This is a genomic window from Savagea serpentis, from assembly GCF_015351395.1.
GTDB lineage: Bacteria > Bacillota > Bacilli > Bacillales_A > Planococcaceae > Savagea > Savagea serpentis.
Genome location: NZ_JADKPV010000001.1, coordinates 416,677 through 433,837, shown reverse-complemented (window position 1 = coordinate 433,837; position 17,161 = coordinate 416,677). Strand labels below are relative to the sequence as shown.

Annotated in this window: 20 protein-coding genes and 1 riboswitch; of the genes, 3 read left to right on the top strand and 17 right to left on the bottom strand. The window is 41.3% G+C overall.

What is annotated here, in order from left to right; genetic code table 11:
* Positions 1–72: 72 nt before the first annotated feature.
* The 5 genes from dnaK to IRY55_RS02180 all read right to left on the bottom strand — a co-directional run bounded on the left by dnaK (position 73) and on the right by IRY55_RS02180 (position 5,437).
* Positions 73–1,896: a molecular chaperone DnaK gene (gene dnaK / locus IRY55_RS02200; protein ID WP_194561617.1), complete on the bottom strand. Its 1,824-nt coding sequence runs from the start codon at positions 1,894–1,896 to the stop codon at positions 73–75.
* 44 nt (positions 1,897–1,940) lie between these two features.
* The gene (gene grpE, locus IRY55_RS02195) at positions 1,941–2,537 is read right to left on the bottom strand and encodes a nucleotide exchange factor GrpE (RefSeq protein ID WP_194561616.1); all 597 of its coding nucleotides are present in this window, start codon (positions 2,535–2,537) and stop codon (positions 1,941–1,943) included.
* A 13-nt stretch (positions 2,538–2,550) separates the two neighbouring features.
* Positions 2,551–3,597 (bottom strand): heat-inducible transcriptional repressor HrcA, encoded by a 1,047-nt coding sequence (hrcA, locus tag IRY55_RS02190; RefSeq protein WP_194561615.1) that lies wholly within the window; start codon positions 3,595–3,597, stop codon positions 2,551–2,553.
* A gap of 90 nt (positions 3,598–3,687) precedes the next feature.
* Positions 3,688–4,818, bottom strand: coding sequence for a radical SAM family heme chaperone HemW (gene hemW / locus IRY55_RS02185; protein ID WP_194561614.1), 1,131 nt, complete (start codon positions 4,816–4,818; stop codon positions 3,688–3,690).
* A gap of 97 nt (positions 4,819–4,915) precedes the next feature.
* Positions 4,916–5,437, bottom strand: coding sequence for a hypothetical protein (locus IRY55_RS02180; protein WP_194561613.1), 522 nt, complete (start codon positions 5,435–5,437; stop codon positions 4,916–4,918).
* Between the two features lie 112 nt (positions 5,438–5,549).
* Between IRY55_RS02180 and IRY55_RS02175 the strand changes: the two genes are divergently transcribed.
* Complete coding sequence (locus IRY55_RS02175; RefSeq protein WP_194561612.1) at positions 5,550–5,963, top strand: hypothetical protein; 414 nt, start codon at positions 5,550–5,552, stop codon at positions 5,961–5,963.
* On the opposite strand, the gene IRY55_RS02170 is transcribed toward IRY55_RS02175, so the two are convergent.
* Complete coding sequence (locus IRY55_RS02170; protein WP_194561611.1) at positions 5,956–6,204, bottom strand: hypothetical protein; 249 nt, start codon at positions 6,202–6,204, stop codon at positions 5,956–5,958. The two genes, IRY55_RS02175 and IRY55_RS02170, sit on opposite strands and share 8 nt — an antisense overlap.
* Positions 6,205–6,262: 58 nt before the next feature.
* Positions 6,263–6,365: riboswitch (SAM riboswitch) on the bottom strand.
* A 183-nt stretch (positions 6,366–6,548) separates the two neighbouring features.
* Positions 6,549–8,372, bottom strand: coding sequence for a translation elongation factor 4 (gene lepA, locus IRY55_RS02165; protein WP_194561610.1), 1,824 nt, complete (start codon positions 8,370–8,372; stop codon positions 6,549–6,551).
* A 233-nt stretch (positions 8,373–8,605) separates the two neighbouring features.
* Here lepA and rpsT point away from each other — a divergent pair, with 233 nt between their 5' ends.
* Positions 8,606–8,854, top strand: coding sequence for a 30S ribosomal protein S20 (gene rpsT, locus IRY55_RS02160; protein ID WP_194561609.1), 249 nt, complete (start codon positions 8,606–8,608; stop codon positions 8,852–8,854).
* Positions 8,855–8,896: 42 nt separating this feature from the next.
* On the opposite strand, the gene holA is transcribed toward rpsT, so the two are convergent.
* Positions 8,897–9,904 carry a DNA polymerase III subunit delta gene (holA, locus tag IRY55_RS02155; RefSeq protein WP_194561608.1) on the bottom strand — a complete coding sequence of 336 codons (1,008 nt, stop codon included), beginning with the start codon at positions 9,902–9,904 and terminating at the stop codon, positions 8,897–8,899.
* A 181-nt stretch (positions 9,905–10,085) separates the two neighbouring features.
* Between holA and IRY55_RS02150 the strand changes: the two genes are divergently transcribed.
* Entirely contained in the window at positions 10,086–10,223 is a 138-nt protein-coding gene (locus IRY55_RS02150) for a YqzM family protein (protein ID WP_194561607.1), read from the top strand.
* A gap of 37 nt (positions 10,224–10,260) precedes the next feature.
* Here IRY55_RS02150 and IRY55_RS02145 read toward each other — a convergent pair whose 3' ends face one another.
* The 9 genes from IRY55_RS02145 to aroE all read right to left on the bottom strand — a co-directional run bounded on the left by IRY55_RS02145 (position 10,261) and on the right by aroE (position 17,151).
* A complete protein-coding gene (locus tag IRY55_RS02145; RefSeq protein WP_194561606.1) occupies positions 10,261–12,411 on the bottom strand; it encodes a DNA internalization-related competence protein ComEC/Rec2 in 2,151 nt (716 codons plus the stop codon).
* Between the two features lie 92 nt (positions 12,412–12,503).
* Entirely contained in the window at positions 12,504–13,067 is a 564-nt protein-coding gene (locus tag IRY55_RS02140) for a ComE operon protein 2 (RefSeq protein ID WP_194561605.1), read from the bottom strand.
* 15 nt (positions 13,068–13,082) lie between these two features.
* Complete coding sequence (locus IRY55_RS02135; protein WP_194561604.1) at positions 13,083–13,706, bottom strand: helix-hairpin-helix domain-containing protein; 624 nt, start codon at positions 13,704–13,706, stop codon at positions 13,083–13,085.
* Positions 13,707–13,816: 110 nt separating this feature from the next.
* On the bottom strand, positions 13,817–14,548 hold the full coding sequence (locus tag IRY55_RS02130; protein ID WP_194561603.1) for a class I SAM-dependent DNA methyltransferase: 732 nt from the start codon (positions 14,546–14,548) through the stop codon (positions 13,817–13,819).
* Entirely contained in the window at positions 14,545–14,889 is a 345-nt protein-coding gene (rsfS, locus tag IRY55_RS02125; RefSeq protein ID WP_194562364.1) for a ribosome silencing factor, read from the bottom strand. Before rsfS ends, IRY55_RS02130 begins: the two co-directional genes overlap by 4 nt.
* Positions 14,890–14,892: 3 nt before the next feature.
* Positions 14,893–15,462, bottom strand: a complete 570-nt coding sequence (gene yqeK / locus IRY55_RS02120) for a bis(5'-nucleosyl)-tetraphosphatase (symmetrical) YqeK (RefSeq protein ID WP_194561602.1) — start codon at positions 15,460–15,462, stop codon at positions 14,893–14,895.
* On the bottom strand, positions 15,452–16,030 hold the full coding sequence (locus tag IRY55_RS02115; protein ID WP_213086636.1) for a nicotinate-nucleotide adenylyltransferase: 579 nt from the start codon (positions 16,028–16,030) through the stop codon (positions 15,452–15,454). The genes yqeK and IRY55_RS02115 overlap by 11 nt, the downstream gene beginning before the upstream one ends.
* Before the next feature lie 9 nt (positions 16,031–16,039).
* On the bottom strand, positions 16,040–16,327 hold the full coding sequence (gene yhbY / locus IRY55_RS02110) for a ribosome assembly RNA-binding protein YhbY (protein WP_194561601.1): 288 nt from the start codon (positions 16,325–16,327) through the stop codon (positions 16,040–16,042).
* A complete protein-coding gene (aroE, locus tag IRY55_RS02105) occupies positions 16,321–17,151 on the bottom strand; it encodes a shikimate dehydrogenase (RefSeq protein ID WP_194561600.1) in 831 nt (276 codons plus the stop codon). The genes yhbY and aroE overlap by 7 nt, the downstream gene beginning before the upstream one ends.
* Positions 17,152–17,161: the final 10 nt, after the last annotated feature.

The following is a 17,161-nucleotide window of genomic DNA, read 5'->3' as shown; positions in this document are numbered from 1 at the left end:
GTCAAAGCCGGAATTTCGGACTTTGACTTTTCCGTCAATCATACAGCGTTCTCCCGTTTACGTCAAACGCGCTTATTTATCTTCTTTTACTTCTTCAAAGTCTGCATCAACTACACCATCGTCTGCTGGACCTTGTTCGCCACCTTGCGCTTGTTGAGCTTGTTGTTGCGCTTGCTCATACATGCGCACTGTGATTGTTTGAAGTAATTGTTCAAGCTCTTCTTTCTTCGCTTTCATTGCTTCAAGATCATTGTCTTCGATCGCTTTTTCAAGTTCAGCTTTTAAGTCAGCGATTTGTGTTTTTTCATCTTCTTGAACGTTTTCGCCGAGCTCTTCTACTGTTTTGTCCACTTGGAAGACGAGTTGGTCTGCACCATTGCGTAGTTCTGCTTCTTCTTTGCGCTTCTCATCCGCTTCTGCGTTCGCTTCTGCATCTTTCACCATTTGTTCGATTTCTTCATCTGAAAGACCTGAGCTTGATTCAATTGTAATGTTTTGTTCTTTCTGTGTTCCTAAGTCTTTCGCTTTAACTGTCACGATACCGTTCTTATCGATATCGAATGTCACTTCAATTTGTGGAACACCACGTGGTGCTGGTGGAATGTCTGTCAATTGGAAACGGCCGAGTGTTTTGTTGTCTGCCGCCATCGGACGCTCTCCTTGTAATACGTGAATGTCTACAGCTGGTTGGTTATCTGCCGCTGTTGAGAACACTTCTGATTTAGATGTTGGAATTGTCGTGTTGCGGTCAATTAATTTTGTGAATACGCCACCCATCGTTTCGATTCCGAGTGAAAGTGGTGTGACATCGAGTAAGACGACATCTTTCGTATCTCCTGCAAGGATTGAACCTTGTACCGCTGCACCCATTGCAACGACTTCGTCAGGGTTAACACCTTTATATGGTTCTTTGCCTGTTTCTTTTTTAATTGCTTCTTGGACTGCTGGAATACGCGTTGATCCTCCCACTAAAATAACGCGGTCGATTTCTGATGCGTCGAGCCCTGCATCTTTCATCGCTTGGCGTGTTGGCACCATTGAACGCTCAACTAAATGTGCTGTCATTTCATCGAATTTCGCACGTGTTAATGACGTTTCTAAGTGTAAAGGACCTGCTTCACCTTGAGAGATAAATGGTAATGAAATTTGTGTGCTCGTTACACCTGATAAGTCTTTTTTCGCTTTTTCAGCTGCATCTTTCAAACGTTGCATCGCCATTTTATCTTGTGATAAGTCGATGCCGTTTTCTTTTTTGAATTCGTCTACTAAGAAGTCGATAATGACATCGTCAAAGTCATCTCCACCGAGTTTATTGTCTCCAGCTGTCGCTTGTACTTGGAAGACACCGTCACCGAGTTCGAGAATCGATACGTCAAACGTACCGCCACCGAGGTCATAGACGAGGATTGTTTGATCTTCTTCTGTTTTATCGAGTCCGTATGCAAGTGCTGCTGCAGTTGGCTCGTTAATGATACGCTCTACTTCGAGTCCTGCGATCGTTCCGGCATCTTTTGTCGCTTGACGTTGCGCGTCGTTGAAGTATGCAGGTACTGTAATAACTGCTTTCGTTACTTTTTCACCTAAGTAGTCTTCAGCGTATCCTTTCATATATTGAAGAATCATCGCCGAAATTTCTTGTGGTGTGTAGCTCGTGCCGTCAATGTCTACTTTGTAGTCTGTTCCCATATGACGTTTTACAGACATGACTGTATTTGGATTCGTAATCGATTGGCGCTTAGCAATTTCGCCAACTTGACGCTCGTCGCCTTTAAACGCTACAACTGAAGCTGTCGTACGGTTTCCTTCTGGTGTTGGAATGACGACCGGCTCGCCACCTTCGAATACTGATACTACTGAGTTTGTTGTTCCTAAGTCAATTCCGATAATTTTAGACATAATAAAATTCCTCCTAAATGTTTTTCGTTATTTAAACGCTCTATTTATTCGTTCACTTGTACCATTGCTGGTCGAATGACGCGACCGTTTAACATATACCCTTTTTGAAGCTCTTGTAAGACAATCCCTGACTCTTTTTCACTATCTGAGCCTGTCATCACTGCTTGATGCACGTTCGGATCGAATGGTTGATCCAACGCTTCAATCACTTCAAGCCCTTCTTTGGCGAGAGCCTCCATCAACGTACGTTGAACCATTTCTACCCCTTCTTTTAAAGCGATAGCATCTTGCGATTCAACCGTTGTTGCCAATGCACGTTCTAAGTTATCAATAACGGCTAATAAATCTGAAATAACTGATTGTGCGCGATATTTACGCATATTGTCAGCCTCTTGTGTTTGGCGACGTCGGTAATTATCGAAGTCTGCAAGCAAACGCAAATATTTATTTTGTTCTTCTGCAAGTTGTTGTTCAAGAGCGGCTACTTCATCCACTTCTTCAACTTCTTCATCTGTTTGAGATTCTACTAATTCTTCATCTTCTTGAGACTTTTCTAATGCTTCGTCTTGCTCCACTTCACAAGTTTCTTCTTGTTCTGCCGTTACTCCTTCGAGCGTTTGCTCTTGTTCTTTTTCTGGCACGCCATTCTCCTCCTTACGACTCTTTTCGATTCGGTTCAAATTCGGTCAAGCGCTTGGATAAATACAAACTCATAGCATCTAATACAGAAATGACTCGTCCGTAATCCATTCTTTTTGGACCGATAATTGCAATCGAGCCTGCGAATGATTCGCCAATTCCATATGTCGCGCTAATTAAGCTGCAATCTTCCATGGCATCATGCACGTTCTCAGAACCGATGCGTACTTGCACTCCAGGTAAATTCACTTTATCATCAAAGAAAATTCCTGCTGGTGTTTTTTGATCCATTAAATTGAATAGTAGTTCCACTTTGTTTAAATCATGAAATTCAGGTTGTTTCATCATGTTCATCTTACCTGCGAAAAACAATCGTTCTTCTTGCTCGATTGCCATCGCCTGGTTCAATGAGCGAAATAGTGAATCAGCCTCTTGAATATGCTCACGAAGTAAAGTGTACACTTCTGTTGCGAGTTTCGCTTGCAATTGACTTAACGGAGTACCGATGAGACGGTCATTTAATATATTGACCATCTTTTCGATATCGTTCACATGCAAATGAACCGGCACGTCAAAAAGACGATTTTCCACTTGTCCAGTATCCGTTACGATAATCGCTACTGCTTTGCTCTCATTTAGAGGCACAATCGCAAATTGCTTAATCGTATGTGCGGAAGTGTCTGGTCCGAGTAAAACTGAAGTGTAATTCGTCAGTTCAGACAAAATTGTCGCTGATTTTCGAATTAATTCTTCCGATTCATTAAACGTCTCTTCAAAGACGGAACGCACGTAATGCTGATCTTCTTGGTTGAGCTTTACTGGCTTCAACAAGTGATCGACATAATAACGATATCCTTTTTCAGATGGAATTCTTCCAGATGACGTATGTGTCTTCTCTAAAAATCCCAATTCCTCTAAGTCAGCCATTTCATTGCGAATGGTCGCAGGACTAAATGGAGCTTCTGGCTTTTTGGATAATTGCCTTGAGCCTACAGGTTGAGCTGATTCAATAAAATCATTCACCGTCAGTTGTAAAATTAACAATTGTCGATTTGTCAACATTGCTCATCACTCCCTTTAGCACTCGATTCATTAGAGTGCTAACACTGATTCTAATTTATCAAATCTCTTTATAACTGTCAATGATTAGGCTCATTCCGTAAGCAAAAATTGCTCAAATACGTCATTTCCATTATATAAACCCTTTGTCGTCAATCGATAATGCTCCTCTTCATATGTGAGATACCCATCTTCTATTAATCGGGTGAGCACAGAACCGTAAATATTTTGTAAAGACTGTCCAAACTTTTTTTCAAAGTGCGAAGAAGATACACCTTTTCTCATGCGCAAGCCTAGAAACATTTCTTCCTCCATCCGTTCTTGTAATGTAACACGATGCGTATCTTTCACAGGACGTTCTCCCGCTTCGACCGCTTTTAAATAATGAGTGAGTGGCCCAATGTTCGAATAACGTTCTCCATCGATATAACCATGCGCACCAGCTCCGACTCCACCATACTCGTCATTTTCCCAATAAATTAAATTATGAATGGATTCTGCTCCAGGATACGCAAAATTACTTACTTCATACTGTATACGTCCTGCATGCTCCATTTGTTCCATGACATACGTAAACATATCCCCTTCTACCGAAGCATCGACAAGTTTTAATTGATTATTATTTTTTAAATTGTAAAAACGCGTCTTCGGTTCAATGATTAAACTGTATGCTGAGTAATGTGGGAGATCCAAAGCGAGGGCATGCCGAACCGTTTCTTTCCAATCGTCCATCGTCTGTTCGGGTAGCGCATAAATTAAATCGATGCTTATATTTTCAAATCCGACGTTGCGCGCTGTTTGAATCACTTCTTCCACGTGATGCGCGCTATGGGTACGTCCGATTTTTTTTAATAATTCGTCGTTGAAGCTTTGCACACCGATACTTAAACGACGAACCCCACGCGCGTATAATAGTTGTAATTTTTCGCGCGTCAATTCATCCGGGTTCGCTTCAATCGTATACTCGCGCAACGTATTTGGATCGACGACACGCTCAATCAATGTGAGTAGCCGGTCCAATTGTTCAACCGTTAAAGCAGTAGGCGTTCCTCCTCCGATAAATACTGTTTCTAATTCATCGGTATACTTGGCATATTGTTGTAATTCCATACCGAGCGCTTCAATATATGCATCGACCGGTTGGTTTGCATAAAATACTTTATTAAAATCACAATAAAAACAAATTTGATGACAAAATGGGATATGAATATACAATCCTCTCATGTCAATCCCTCCAATCCATGCAAAAAAAGAGGGCAGGATACGCCCTCTTTTCACATTTCGTTCTTTCATTGTAGTCGATTTTTTATATTTGTACAAATTAAAACGGTGTCATATCATACGTAATTCGAATCTCTTGAATATCGCCCCGTTGATGTTTCGCATAAACTTCGTCAATCGTTGGTTTAGGCCATGCAATTTGCATATTTTTTTCGTTATCGACACGAATGCGATATGCTTCTCCTTCTGGTTCAAGTGATAAATATGCCATGAGTTGCTCCGCATCATTCGCTTGTAACGTTTCGTCCCATTGTGCGATATAATAGTTTAAACGAACGACTTCATGGTCGACGATGAAAAAAGTAGCTGGAATTGTATCTACTTCATAATGCCATTGATGCAATGTAATTTGTTGACCGTTCGAAGGTGTCGTCCAAACGACCTCTTCTTTCTGTAACGGTTCTCCTAATGCATCGACGAGTTGTTGTTCAGTCATGCGATTGTATTGCTCAATCGACGTAATTGGTTCGACGTCTACACTTTCTTCTGAAGCCGATTCATTTGAACAGCCTACTAATGTCAACAGTGCTACAAAACAGAGCACGAATAATCGTTTTCTCATCCAACTCCTCCAATATTGTTCAATTACACGAATCTTAAAGGAAAAATGTGAAAAATATACGAATTTCAGTTCACAACTTAACGAACAACTACATTTGAAAGGTGTGCATTCTTTGAAAAGAAGTATCACGTTACTTACGGTTTTAACATTGATTGGCTTCATCTTTTATTTCAATACGACGCGCTCTCCATTTCCCGAATACGAAAAACGCTTCAATGTCCATTTACCAAAAAACTTTACGTCTGAGCAAATTGTTCATCTTGAGAAATCACCATTTCAAATAATCGCTGTCTACTCGTATGACGAAGATGTTTCGTTTCCGTCTTTATTTTCTACACTGGACGCGGAAGGGGTGACAGATGCAAACTTTCATATCGATGCCGTCTTAAAACAAATTCCTACGTTCTTTACGATTGAAGCGGAAATAGGTGATGTGTATGAGCATTTGCAGCACGACCGGTATGAACATTTCATCGCACTTTATAAAAAAGATGAACGTCGGCTTTATGTGCTTGTCTCTACTTAGCTCCGAAACAATCGACACGTTGAATGGTCGAGCGCTTGTAATAATGAATTTGACCGTCTTCCAATTCTACTTCTAACCATTCGTCTTTTTGCGTTTGCCACGCTTTCCAAAACGCACTTGCATGGTCACCGTATAAAATATCCGTGCGAAAGGCCCCGAAATAAATTTTAATAAGTTCCACCTGCTCTGCTATTTCTTCTACTCGTGTCTCAATCTCTCGTTGTTCTACATATGTCGTCATAGTAAAAACCTCTCTTTCCGTTGTAGGAAGAGAGGTTGATTGTATTTCAGCGCACTCTTCCTCATCTTTCAAGCTAAGCTTGCTGGAATTAGCACCGTTCCCTTTCATAGGTGGTTGCCGCAGGATCATAGGACCAGTTCCTCCCCTGCTCTTGATAAGGAATTTTATTTGATTGATTACATCTTAAAATAGTTTGAATACTTTGTCAAGAGTAGTCTTTCTGTAAAACACAAGAAACATTGATATTAAAGCGTTTTTATTTAAAAATAAAACAAATGTCTTTCTAGAGAGAACAAATTCAAACAAAAAATCCCCTCACGCAATAGGCGGAGGGGAACATCGATTTAATCTTCGTCCATTTTCAAGACAGCCATGAACGCTTCTTGAGGAATTTCGACAGAACCGACTTGTTTCATTCGTTTCTTACCTTCTTTTTGTTTTTCTAACAATTTACGCTTACGTGAAATGTCACCACCGTAACATTTTGCTAAGACGTTTTTACCGAGGGATTTGATCGTCGAGCGTGCGACGATTTTTTGTCCGATTGCTGCTTGGACAGGCACTTCGAATTGTTGACGTGGGATGAGTTCGCGCAATTTTTCAACGATTGCTTTTCCGCGCTCGTAGCTGAAGTCACGGTGTACGATGAAGCTCAATGCGTCGACTTTTTCCCCGTTTAATAAAATATCCATCTTCACAAGTTTAGAAGGTTTGTATCCGATCATTTCATAGTCTAACGATGCATACCCTTTCGTTTGTGATTTCAATTGATCGAAGAAGTCGTAAACAATTTCTGCGAGCGGTAATTCATAAATAACGTTGACACGTGTTGCGTCTAAATAATCCATCGTCATGAAGTTTCCGCGTTTTTGTTGGCAAAGTTCCATTACAGCGCCGACATACGTTTCTGGAACCATGATCGATGCTTTCACATAAGGCTCTTCCACATAGTCTACTTTTTGTTGTTCTGGCATGAATGATGGGTTATCGACTTTCAATTGTTCGCCGTCTGTTGTGACAACATTGTAAATAACAGATGGTGCTGTCGTAATGAGGTCGATGCCGAATTCACGCTCAATACGCTCTTGAATAATTTCCATATGGAGCAAACCTAAAAATCCACAGCGATATCCGAAACCGAGCGCTTGTGACGTTTCTGCTTCATATTCTAATGCTGAGTCGTTTAACTCTAATTTTTCTAGCGCTTCACGCAAATCGACATATTTTGACGTATCGATCGGATATAGTCCACAGAAGACCATCGGATTCATACGACGGTATCCGTCTAGCGGTTCTTCTGTCGGGTTTTCAACATGTGTGACAGTATCCCCGACTTGTGTATCTCCGACATTTTTGATCGCCGCCGATAAATATCCGACGTCTCCTACTGTCAATTCATCGCGATTTGTCGCATGCGGTGTGAAGACTCCCGTTTCAACGACTTCGAACTCTTTGCCTGTCGCCATCATGCGGATTTTATCTCCTGGTTTTACCGTTCCGTCGATGATTCGTAAATATACGATAACCCCTTTATACGGGTCATAATGAGAGTCGAAAATTAATCCTTTTAACGGTGCGGCAGGGTCGCCTTGTGGGGCCGGAACCTTTTCAACAACTTGTTCTAAAATTTCTTCAATTCCGATGCCTGCTTTCGCTGATGCAAGAACCGCTTCCGATGCGTCAAGTCCGATGACATCTTCCACTTCTTGCTTCACGCGCTCCGGGTCAGCGGCTGGCAAATCAATTTTGTTGATGACGGGCAAAATTTCTAAATCATTATCAAGCGCTAAATAAACGTTCGCCAACGTTTGTGCTTCGATTCCTTGCGCCGCGTCGACTACTAGAATGGCTCCTTCACACGCAGCTAAACTTCGTGACACTTCATATGTAAAATCGACGTGTCCTGGTGTATCAATCAAATGGAAAGTGTATTCTTCTCCATCTTTTGCCGTGTACGATAATTGTACAGCATTCAATTTGATCGTAATGCCACGCTCTTGTTCTAATTCCATTGAATCGAGCGTCCGTGTTTTCATTTCACGGTTCGTGAGCGTTTCCGTCTTTTCTAAAATACGGTCCGCTAATGTCGATTTCCCGTGGTCAATATGGGCGATAATCGAAAAGTTTCGAATATTTTTTTGGCGATTTAATCTTTCACTATTGTTCATCGTCAGTTCACTCCTAAATATGCTACAAGTAAGTATAACAGTGAACGCTTCACACTTCAATAACGAGTGGAGCCGTGTGAAAAAATATATTTTTAGCGTAAAGAGAACTTTCTTTACACTTAAGCATTGCAAAGCCCTTTTTTATTTGTTAAAATAATGCTTGTTGTAAAGAGATATCCGAATTATGTTTTAAGAGGGAAGACTCTTCTATCCAGCAAGTGGAGGTGAAATTCATGCCAAACATTAAAGGTGCGATCAAACGCGTTCGTAAAAGCGAAAAAGTGAACGCTCAAAACTCAAACTATAAAGCAGCGATGCGTACAGCAATCCGCAAAGCGGAAACTGCTCTCGAAGCGAAAGACGAAAACGCTACAGCTCTTTTACAAGACGCTGTTAAACGTTTAGACAAAGCAGCAGTTAAAGGTTTAATCCATAAAAACACTGCAGCTCGTCAAAAATCACGTCTCATGAAAAAAGCATAATAAAAAAGCAATTTGGTCGATTTTCGACACAAATTGCTTTTTTTATGCTTTCATTAAAAATAGTTCAATAATTTGTTCGCGGTTCATCGATGAAGTCTTCAACTGATAATCGACCGTCGCAATGGCATCCAATGCTCGAAATAATTGTTCTTCCGTCGGTTTTTGTCGATTTTGCATGACGAGCTTCACACGGAACGGATGCACTTTTAACTGCTGTGCGATACTTTGCTGTTCTAGCCCTTTTCTTTGCAATGTCGCAACATTGAGCATGAGACGAATTTGCCCTGCAATGAGCGCCGTCAACATGATCGGCTCTTCTCCGTTCGCTAATAAATCTCTGTATATGCGAATCGCTTCACTCACATTGCGCTGCACGAAGGCATTCGTCAACGTAAAGACATCCATTTCTGGCGTACGCGTTACAAATTGACGGATGAGTTCTTCTGTAATCTCTTCGCCTTCTCCTACTGTCGTTGCTAATTTCATCAACTCTTGATGTAACAATGTTAAGTTCTCTCCTACGCGCGCTACAAAAAATTCTGCTGTTTCTTTTGACAAATGCACATTTTCTTTGCTCGCATAAGAAAGTAATGTAGCGACTAAATCTTGCGCTGATAATCGTTCAGCTTCTACAAGTGTCGCTTTTTCTTTCATTAATTTTGTAATTTTTTTACGATTATCCACTTTTTCATACGGTGCGGTAAAAATCGTAATCGCTGTCGGTGAAGGATGTGTTAACCATTTTTCTAAATCGCCTAAACGATGGTCGATTTTTTCCCTACTTTTCTGTTCAGCTTTTAAAAACGCTGCATTTTTTGCAATGATGAGTTTATAATCCGAAAAAAAAGGAACGGTATCTGCCTCTTCGACTACCGCTTCAACAGGAACTTGTTCCAAATCATACGTAAACTTTTCGAGTTCGCCCTTTTCGCGCATTTTTTTTTCGATACGACGAATCGTCTCATCATGTGTCATCTGTTCTTCCCCGACGATTAAATAGATTGACGCTAGCTCTCCTTTATCGATCGCTTGCCAAACCTTTTGAGCCATTGTCATCCTCCTCACTTCTTCTAGTAGTATACATGATGGCTTTTCGACTTTGAAGAGGAATCTCGATTTCTTTCTGCAATGAATTGTGTCAAAATTTCGAGTTCTGTTGCATTTCTCTAGTTGCTCTAGCTTTTTCAAATTGAATCATCTATAATTAGAGAAGTAACTAGGAGGTGTAGCAATGAATGAATTTGAAAAAGACGTTCAATGTAAACGCAATGACTTCAACGACTCAGCTGTCGGTTTCGTAGTAGCTTTCCTCGGTTTCTCGAGTATCTTTGTAATTGCTACAATTATCGACCTCGTTGGAAGTCTATAATAAAAAAATGGTATGTCGATTTTCGACTACCATTTTTTTATTTGAATCGATATTCAATCGTCCCTTCTTCAGCGGTTGAACGAATGTTCACCTGATGCGACTTCAATCGCTCGATGACTTCTTCATGAGGATGCCCGTAGCGATTGTGACGTCCTGCTGAAATGACCGCTTCATCAGGTCTCGTCGCTTGCACCCACTCTTCTGTCGTCGACGTGCGACTCCCGTGATGCCCCGCTTTTAAAACATACGTTCCCGGTCGCCTCTCATAGTTTTTAGCTAATTGTCGCTCCATCTCTTCTTCTAAATCACCCATTAATAAAATCGTATATTCCCCATGAATGATTTCTAATACGAGAGAGCGATCATTGTCATCTGTTATGATTGCATCCTGATGGGGCCACAATAGGCGAAATGTCGTCTTGCCGACTTGCCATTGTTTCGGTGCTGTGATCGGTTGATGAGCAACCTTCCGCTCATCTGCGAGATTTAACAACTCGGCCATCAACTCTTTTTGTTCACTTCCTGGGGGATAAACGATCAATTTCGTACGTACCCGCTCCATCACTTCATCCGCTCCTTCCATATGATCGCTATCGGCATGCGTTACGAATAAAGTATCAAGCGTTGTCATTTGCTTCGCTTTCAATAAAGGCACGACGACTTGACGACCGACTTCATATAGCGATTGCCGCTCTTTCCACGCTTCTTTTTGTTCATAGCGCAACACTCCACCTGCATCGACGAGATACACCCCTTGTCGATGAGGCAACTCAATTAAAATACTATCGCCTTGTCCGACATCGATAAATGTCACGACGAGTTCCTCGTTCCAATACGGACGGCTCTCTAATAAAATAAAAGGAATGACGAAAATAAAGATCGCTCGTTTCCATTGTTTGCGTTCTAGCGCGATAAAAGCATATAAAATACTAAGTGTAATACCACCCATAACCGTTACAGAAATCGCTCCACCTACCCACATTTGATAAGGTAACTCTGCTAACATTCCAGTCACTTGCAAAAGAAAACGCTGAATCGGAACGAATATCATTACGTACCATTCGCTAAATAATGGAAGAAAATAAGACGTACATAAAATGATTAAATAAGAAGGTAAAACGAAAGAGGAATAAATCGGTACATATAAAATATTGATGACGATCGAGGATACGGAAAACTCATAAAAATGGAAGAGTAAAATCGGGTATAAACTAAGTTGGGTAAAGAGCGAGATGAGGAATAATTGAACGACTGGATTCTTTACGCGTCGCAATAGTTGTGCACTTAAAATAATCGTTAATGCTGCTCCGTACGATAGCTGGAATCCCGGAAAGTAAAACAATGTCGGCTTCCAGAATAATAAGGCAATTGCACTGTAACTGAGCGCATCAATCGGCGATAATTTACTGCCTGGTTTTAAAAATAATAAGACGAAAAAAGCCATTAAACTAGCACGCAATACAGACGGACTCGCACCTGCGATTATCGCATACAGTGGCAAAGTAACGAGTAACAAATAATGCGTCGTCTCGTGCGTCATACGCAACCGTAGAAGGGTTCCACGAATAAGTAACATGACGAGACTAACATGTAGTCCACTGATCGCCAATAAATGAGAGATGCCGAGAATTTGAAGTTGCTCGTTAATTTCCGTCGTAAAGTCTGATTTATCTCCGATCAATAAAGCTTTCGCTTCCCAATGTAAATCTTGCGGAAAGATGTGCTCAATTTGTTTCCGTAACTGTTCACGCCAAGACTCTAACGTACTGCGCCACGTCTTTTGCTCTTCTAAATGAACGAACTCTATAATTTCGGCGTAATGATTCGCTCGGTTCATCTTTAAATAATGCGCCATTTGAAAAGCATACGGATGGCTCGACCTTTGTAATTCAGACGGAGCTAAGCGCAATCGTAACGCTGCATCTTGCCATTGGAATCGCTCGAGTCTCATTTTTTCTTCTTCTGAAGAAATTCGATAGGTCACATAAATAAATTCTCCTTCATATTGCACGAACCCTCTCAAACGATCTCCGTCTATTTTTATTTGATTCGTGCCCGTCACTTCGAGCAGTTGTTCACTGTCTAATCGCTCGCTCGGAATCGTCGTTTGAAAGTACATCGTGCTCACGATATAAATCGCACTATAGACGAGTAATAAACGGAACGGTATTTTAAGCAACATGTACATGAGAAACCATGCTAAAAAGGCGGTCACCACATCGAGTGCTTCATACGATGCAATGGCCGCCCATAGTATCGCAATGGCACTATGAAAAGGTCTTATTTCTTTAAGTTGAATAATTGCTCCACCTGCTCTCGGTAGTGAGGCAATGTTTCATCTCCTTGCTGTTCGAGTTTTTCTAATAGTTGCTCGATCAATATTAATTTCTCATCTTGTAAAAAGTCGACATTGCGTGCATCAAACGGAATTTTTTTCGTCACGATACCCGCTTCTTGAAATAACTGTTTCGCATACGGATCATTTTTATAATCTTCCGCGTAATAAACGCGTTCAATGCCTGATTGAACGATCGCCTTCGTACATTGCAAGCAAGGGAAATGCGTAACATATAATGTCGCGCCTTGAACGGGACTCCCGTATTTAGCACATTGCAATAACGCATTGATCTCAGCATGAATCGTGCGGACACAATGATTGTCGACGACGTAACAGCCGACATCGATACAATGTTCTCCCCCGGTAATCGAACCGTTATATCCCCCTGCAATAATACGGTTTTCTCGCACGATTGTCGCGCCTACTGAAAGACGAGTACAAGTGCTTCGAACAGCGAGTAAATGGCTTTGGGCCATAAAAAATTGCTCCCACGTAATACGCTCCATACAGATTCACCTTTCTCATTTCACCGTAATAAACGGCTCGATATTTTGTAATGTTTTCTCACCGATACCTGACACTTCTAATAAATCGCGCACATCTTGAAATTTTCCGACGCGGTCGCGGTATTCTAAAATCGCTTCCGCTTTTTTCGGGCCGATATTCGGAATTTGCATCAGCTCATTCGCATCCGCTTGATTTATATTAATTTTTTGTCCCTTCTCTTCTGAAGAATTCTTTGTCGTTTCCATAGCGACTTCAAATTCAATTTCCCCTTCATACGGGACATAAATACTCCTCTCATCTTCTAATCGCTCCGCTAAATTTAATAGACGGTCATCTGCTTCTTCCAAAAATCCTCCTGACTTTTGAATCGCCTCATAGAGACGTGCCCCTTCTTTTAATTCATACAGTCCAGGACGTGCGACTGCCCCTTTTATTTCAACGACAATGTCCTCTCGTTCATCAAATGAAGCATTCTCTACTTCTTCCATCGAAAATTCTTCAGAAGAATCATCGAACATCGCGACAGGTAATGAAGCGTCAGCTGTCATAAAACGCCTACCAATTAAAATAAGAACGACAACAGTTGCTAAAATATAAGGAAGAAAGTGACGCCATTCATCTCGAATTTTCGATAACATTTCGTCACCTGCTTTCGAATCTGTACGGAGTCACTTTTACTATAACGAAAAAGAAACGACATGTGCTTTTTCGTTCATTTTTTATTTTTACCTGAATAAATGAAAAGATTTTACTTTTTCACTTGGAAAAAAATACGTTCACTCTCTTCATTAGGAGGTGTCAACGACCAATCTGCTGTGATCATTTCAATCGTAAATCCGATATTTTGTAAAGCATGCGCATAATGCTCATACGGATATGTCTGTTGACGATGCGTTTCGTCAAAGCGACGATAGATCCCTTCTTCTTGTTCTACAAAAAAAGCAAGGTGTGAAATGATGGCATTCGGTTCTTCGTCTTCTTCGGTTTCCCAAATGTAAGCGACCTCGCCATCGTCGTAGGTAAATGGACTTTCCTCATATAAAATTGCCATTTTTTCTAAACTATGCACATCAAAAATAAATGTTCCGCCTTCTTTTAAATGCGCATATACCCGCTCAAATGTCGTGACGACTTCTTCCCAAGTCGTTAAATAATTGAGCGCGTCAATTGCGCAGACGATGAGATCGTACTTCTCTTCTAATTGAAAGTCTTGCATGGCGCAGACTTCATAATGAGCTTGAGCGCCTTTTTTATTTTTCGCGATTTCAATCATCTGTTCCGATAAATCGATGCCTGTCACATGCGCTCCTTGTGCTGCTAACTTTTCGGTCAATGTCCCCGTTCCGCACCCTAGGTCTAAAATATGTAAAGAAGCGAGCGAAGTTTGGCTCGCTCGCTCGATCATCGTAACATATTCATCGTACGGAATCGTGACCATCAATCGATCATAGATGGTTGCAAATTCTGTATACGAACTCATTGACTCATCTCAACTTCCATTAAAGGAGCATCACGCCACAATTTTTCTAAATTGTAATGCGTGCGCTCGTCGCGATGAAAGACGTGAACGACAATATCTCCTAAATCAATTAAAACCCAACGACCACCGTCTAAACCTTCGAGACGTTTCGCATGGTGATTTAATTTAGATGCTGCATCGCTCACTTCACGCGCGATCGCTTGTACTTGACGTTCTGAATTTGCATGCGTGATAATGAATTGATCCGCGAGTGGAGAAATGCCTTCCATGTTTAAAACGATGATATCTTCTCCTCGTTTATTATCGATCGCTTCGTACACTGATTGTAATAATGTCAAAATTGGTCACTTCCCTTTCTTTAACATATGTTCATTGTAACATTCAAATGAATCTGGATAAATCGCAACACTTTTTGAAGCTAAAAATTGAATTGAATGGCGAATTGCAATGGCCATCGCATTTTCTAATACTTCATCAAATGCTACTTGACGCAACTGTTCCACCGTTGGAAAATTACGACCTTCTTCAACAAGATCTGCTAAATAGATGACCATTTCTAAACTCGTCATTTGTGCGCGTCCCGTCGTATGGTAACGAATCGCATCCAATATGCATTCTTCTTCTATTCCGAATTCGTCTCTCGCTATAATAGCGCCGACTTTTGCATGCCATAGTTCATGATGAAAAGTGAGCACTTCTAAATCACGGCCTGACTGCTCAATCGCTTGACGCAATTCTTCTTTCGGCATGTTTTTCGCAACATCATGTAGTAGTGCAGCCGTTTTCGCTCGCTCTACAGATACACCATGACGTTCTGCTAATTTTTCTGCCATTTCGACAACACGCAATACGTGGGCATAACGTTTTTCATCGAGGTAAGTCGCAACTTTCTTCTGCATCGCCTCAAACGTCATATAACCCCTCCTCACGGATAATTTGTTCAATGGCGAGTGGTACTAAATGAGAAATCGATTCACCACGCGCTACTTTTTCGCGAATCATCGTAGACGAAATGTCCATAGGCTCCATCTCGACAATTTCGACAGGATATTTTGACAACCCTTTTGTTCCTGGACGCATGACACCAACAAATGTAACGAGCTCGCTAAGCGCGTCAATTTCATGCCATGTTTCCAATGTGTCGATCATATCGCCACCGATGATGAAATAAAAATGAGTAAAATGTTCGCTTTCTGATAAATCTTTCATCGTGTCATACGTGTAAGATAATCCACCTTTGCGAATTTCATAATTGAATGGAAAAAAACGTTCGTAGGGCCAACAAATAAGTTCGACCATGCGCAAGCGCATATCTGCACTGACGTCTTCTTGAACGTGCTTATGAGGTGCAATCGCATTTGGCATAAAGCGCACTTCGTCTAATTTTAAGGCTTCCATGACGGTTTGAGCCATTTTAATATGTCCATTATGAGGTGGATTAAAAGTACCACCTAAAATGCCTACTTTTTTTATTCTTCGCATAATAACTCCTTATGGCAATTTAATCATTTTATTCTCTTCTGACTCTTTATATAAAACGAAAATATTACCGATTTGTTGTGCGACTTCGATACCCGCTTCTTCAAATTTTGCTTGAATGTCCTCTTTCGGTTCTTCACAATTTTGAAGCATTGATACTTTGATCAATTCGCGTACTTCGAGTGCCGCTTCTATTTCAAAAATCATCTGCTCCGTTAACCCACTTTTTCCAATTTGGAAGATCGGGTTCAAATGATGGGCTTTACTGCGTAAAAATCTTTTCTGTTTTCCTGTTAGCATGAGTTGCCTCCTAGTTGTTGACGAATACGTGCAGTCATTTGCTCCGTATCCGGTTGAATATCGAGCCAATGCTGAAATGCAATCGCTCCTTGATGAACGAACATTCCAATGCCGTTCATCGTTTTGCCTCCCAATGCTTTCGCTTGTTTCATCAGCTCAGTCTGCAAAGGGTTATAAATAATATCTGCCACAATTGTACCACGTTTTAATCGCGAAACGTCAAGTGGACTTCCTTCTTGACTATGCACCATTCCGACCGATGTCGTTTGAACGATAATGTCGAATTGTGCGAGTTGTTGTTCTGCTTCACTAAGTGTCATCGCAGATGCGTTCAACTGATCACTTAACTGTTCGGCCGTTTCATACGTGCGATTCGCAATCGTCATATTGCGAAACCCATCTCGGCAAAGAGCGTAACTAATTCCTTTCGCCGCGCCCCCAGCACCGACAATTAAGATTTCTGCATCTGCTTCTACTTCGGGAAACGTCTCTCGTAAAGAAGCGACAAATCCGACTCCATCAGTATTGTAACCGTGAAGTCGTCCTTCTTTTACGACGACGGTATTTACCGCTTGCATCGCTTCAGCGAGCGGGTCGATCTCATCCAAATATGGAATGATTGCTTCTTTATGTGGAACTGTCACATTCCAACCTGAACAACCTAATGTTTTCAAGCTGCGGACCGCTTCTTCCACGGTCCCTCTTGGCACATGAATCGGAATGTACGAAGCGTCCACTTCATTTTGTTGAAGCCACGCTTCGTGCATCGTCGGTGACATCGATTGTGCAATCGGATCCCCGATGACCGCAAACCATTTCTTCATTGTCCTTCCC

Coding starts and splice junctions, on each gene's coding strand:
- IRY55_RS02180 (WP_194561613.1), bottom strand. CDS start 5,437: ATGAGAAAACGATTATTCGTGCTCTGTTTTGTAGCACTGTTGACATTA.
- IRY55_RS02140 (WP_194561605.1), bottom strand. CDS start 13,067: ATGGAGCGTATTACGTGGGAGCAATTTTTTATGGCCCAAAGCCATTTA.
- IRY55_RS02130 (WP_194561603.1), bottom strand. CDS start 14,548: ATGAGTTCGTATACAGAATTTGCAACCATCTATGATCGATTGATGGTC.
- hrcA (WP_194561615.1), bottom strand. CDS start 3,597: ATGTTGACAAATCGACAATTGTTAATTTTACAACTGACGGTGAATGAT.
- dnaK (WP_194561617.1), bottom strand. CDS start 1,896: ATGTCTAAAATTATCGGAATTGACTTAGGAACAACAAACTCAGTAGTA.
- IRY55_RS02115 (WP_213086636.1), bottom strand. CDS start 16,030: ATGCGAAGAATAAAAAAAGTAGGCATTTTAGGTGGTACTTTTAATCCA.
- IRY55_RS02170 (WP_194561611.1), bottom strand. CDS start 6,204: ATGACGACATATGTAGAACAACGAGAGATTGAGACACGAGTAGAAGAA.
- hemW (WP_194561614.1), bottom strand. CDS start 4,818: ATGAGAGGATTGTATATTCATATCCCATTTTGTCATCAAATTTGTTTT.
- IRY55_RS02150 (WP_194561607.1), top strand. CDS start 10,086: ATGAATGAATTTGAAAAAGACGTTCAATGTAAACGCAATGACTTCAAC.
- yhbY (WP_194561601.1), bottom strand. CDS start 16,327: ATGCTAACAGGAAAACAGAAAAGATTTTTACGCAGTAAAGCCCATCAT.
- IRY55_RS02135 (WP_194561604.1), bottom strand. CDS start 13,706: ATGTTATCGAAAATTCGAGATGAATGGCGTCACTTTCTTCCTTATATT.
- rpsT (WP_194561609.1), top strand. CDS start 8,606: ATGCCAAACATTAAAGGTGCGATCAAACGCGTTCGTAAAAGCGAAAAA.
- lepA (WP_194561610.1), bottom strand. CDS start 8,372: ATGAACAATAGTGAAAGATTAAATCGCCAAAAAAATATTCGAAACTTT.
- IRY55_RS02145 (WP_194561606.1), bottom strand. CDS start 12,411: ATGTACATGTTGCTTAAAATACCGTTCCGTTTATTACTCGTCTATAGT.
- holA (WP_194561608.1), bottom strand. CDS start 9,904: ATGGCTCAAAAGGTTTGGCAAGCGATCGATAAAGGAGAGCTAGCGTCA.
- yqeK (WP_194561602.1), bottom strand. CDS start 15,462: ATGACGTTTGAGGCGATGCAGAAGAAAGTTGCGACTTACCTCGATGAA.
- aroE (WP_194561600.1), bottom strand. CDS start 17,151: ATGAAGAAATGGTTTGCGGTCATCGGGGATCCGATTGCACAATCGATG.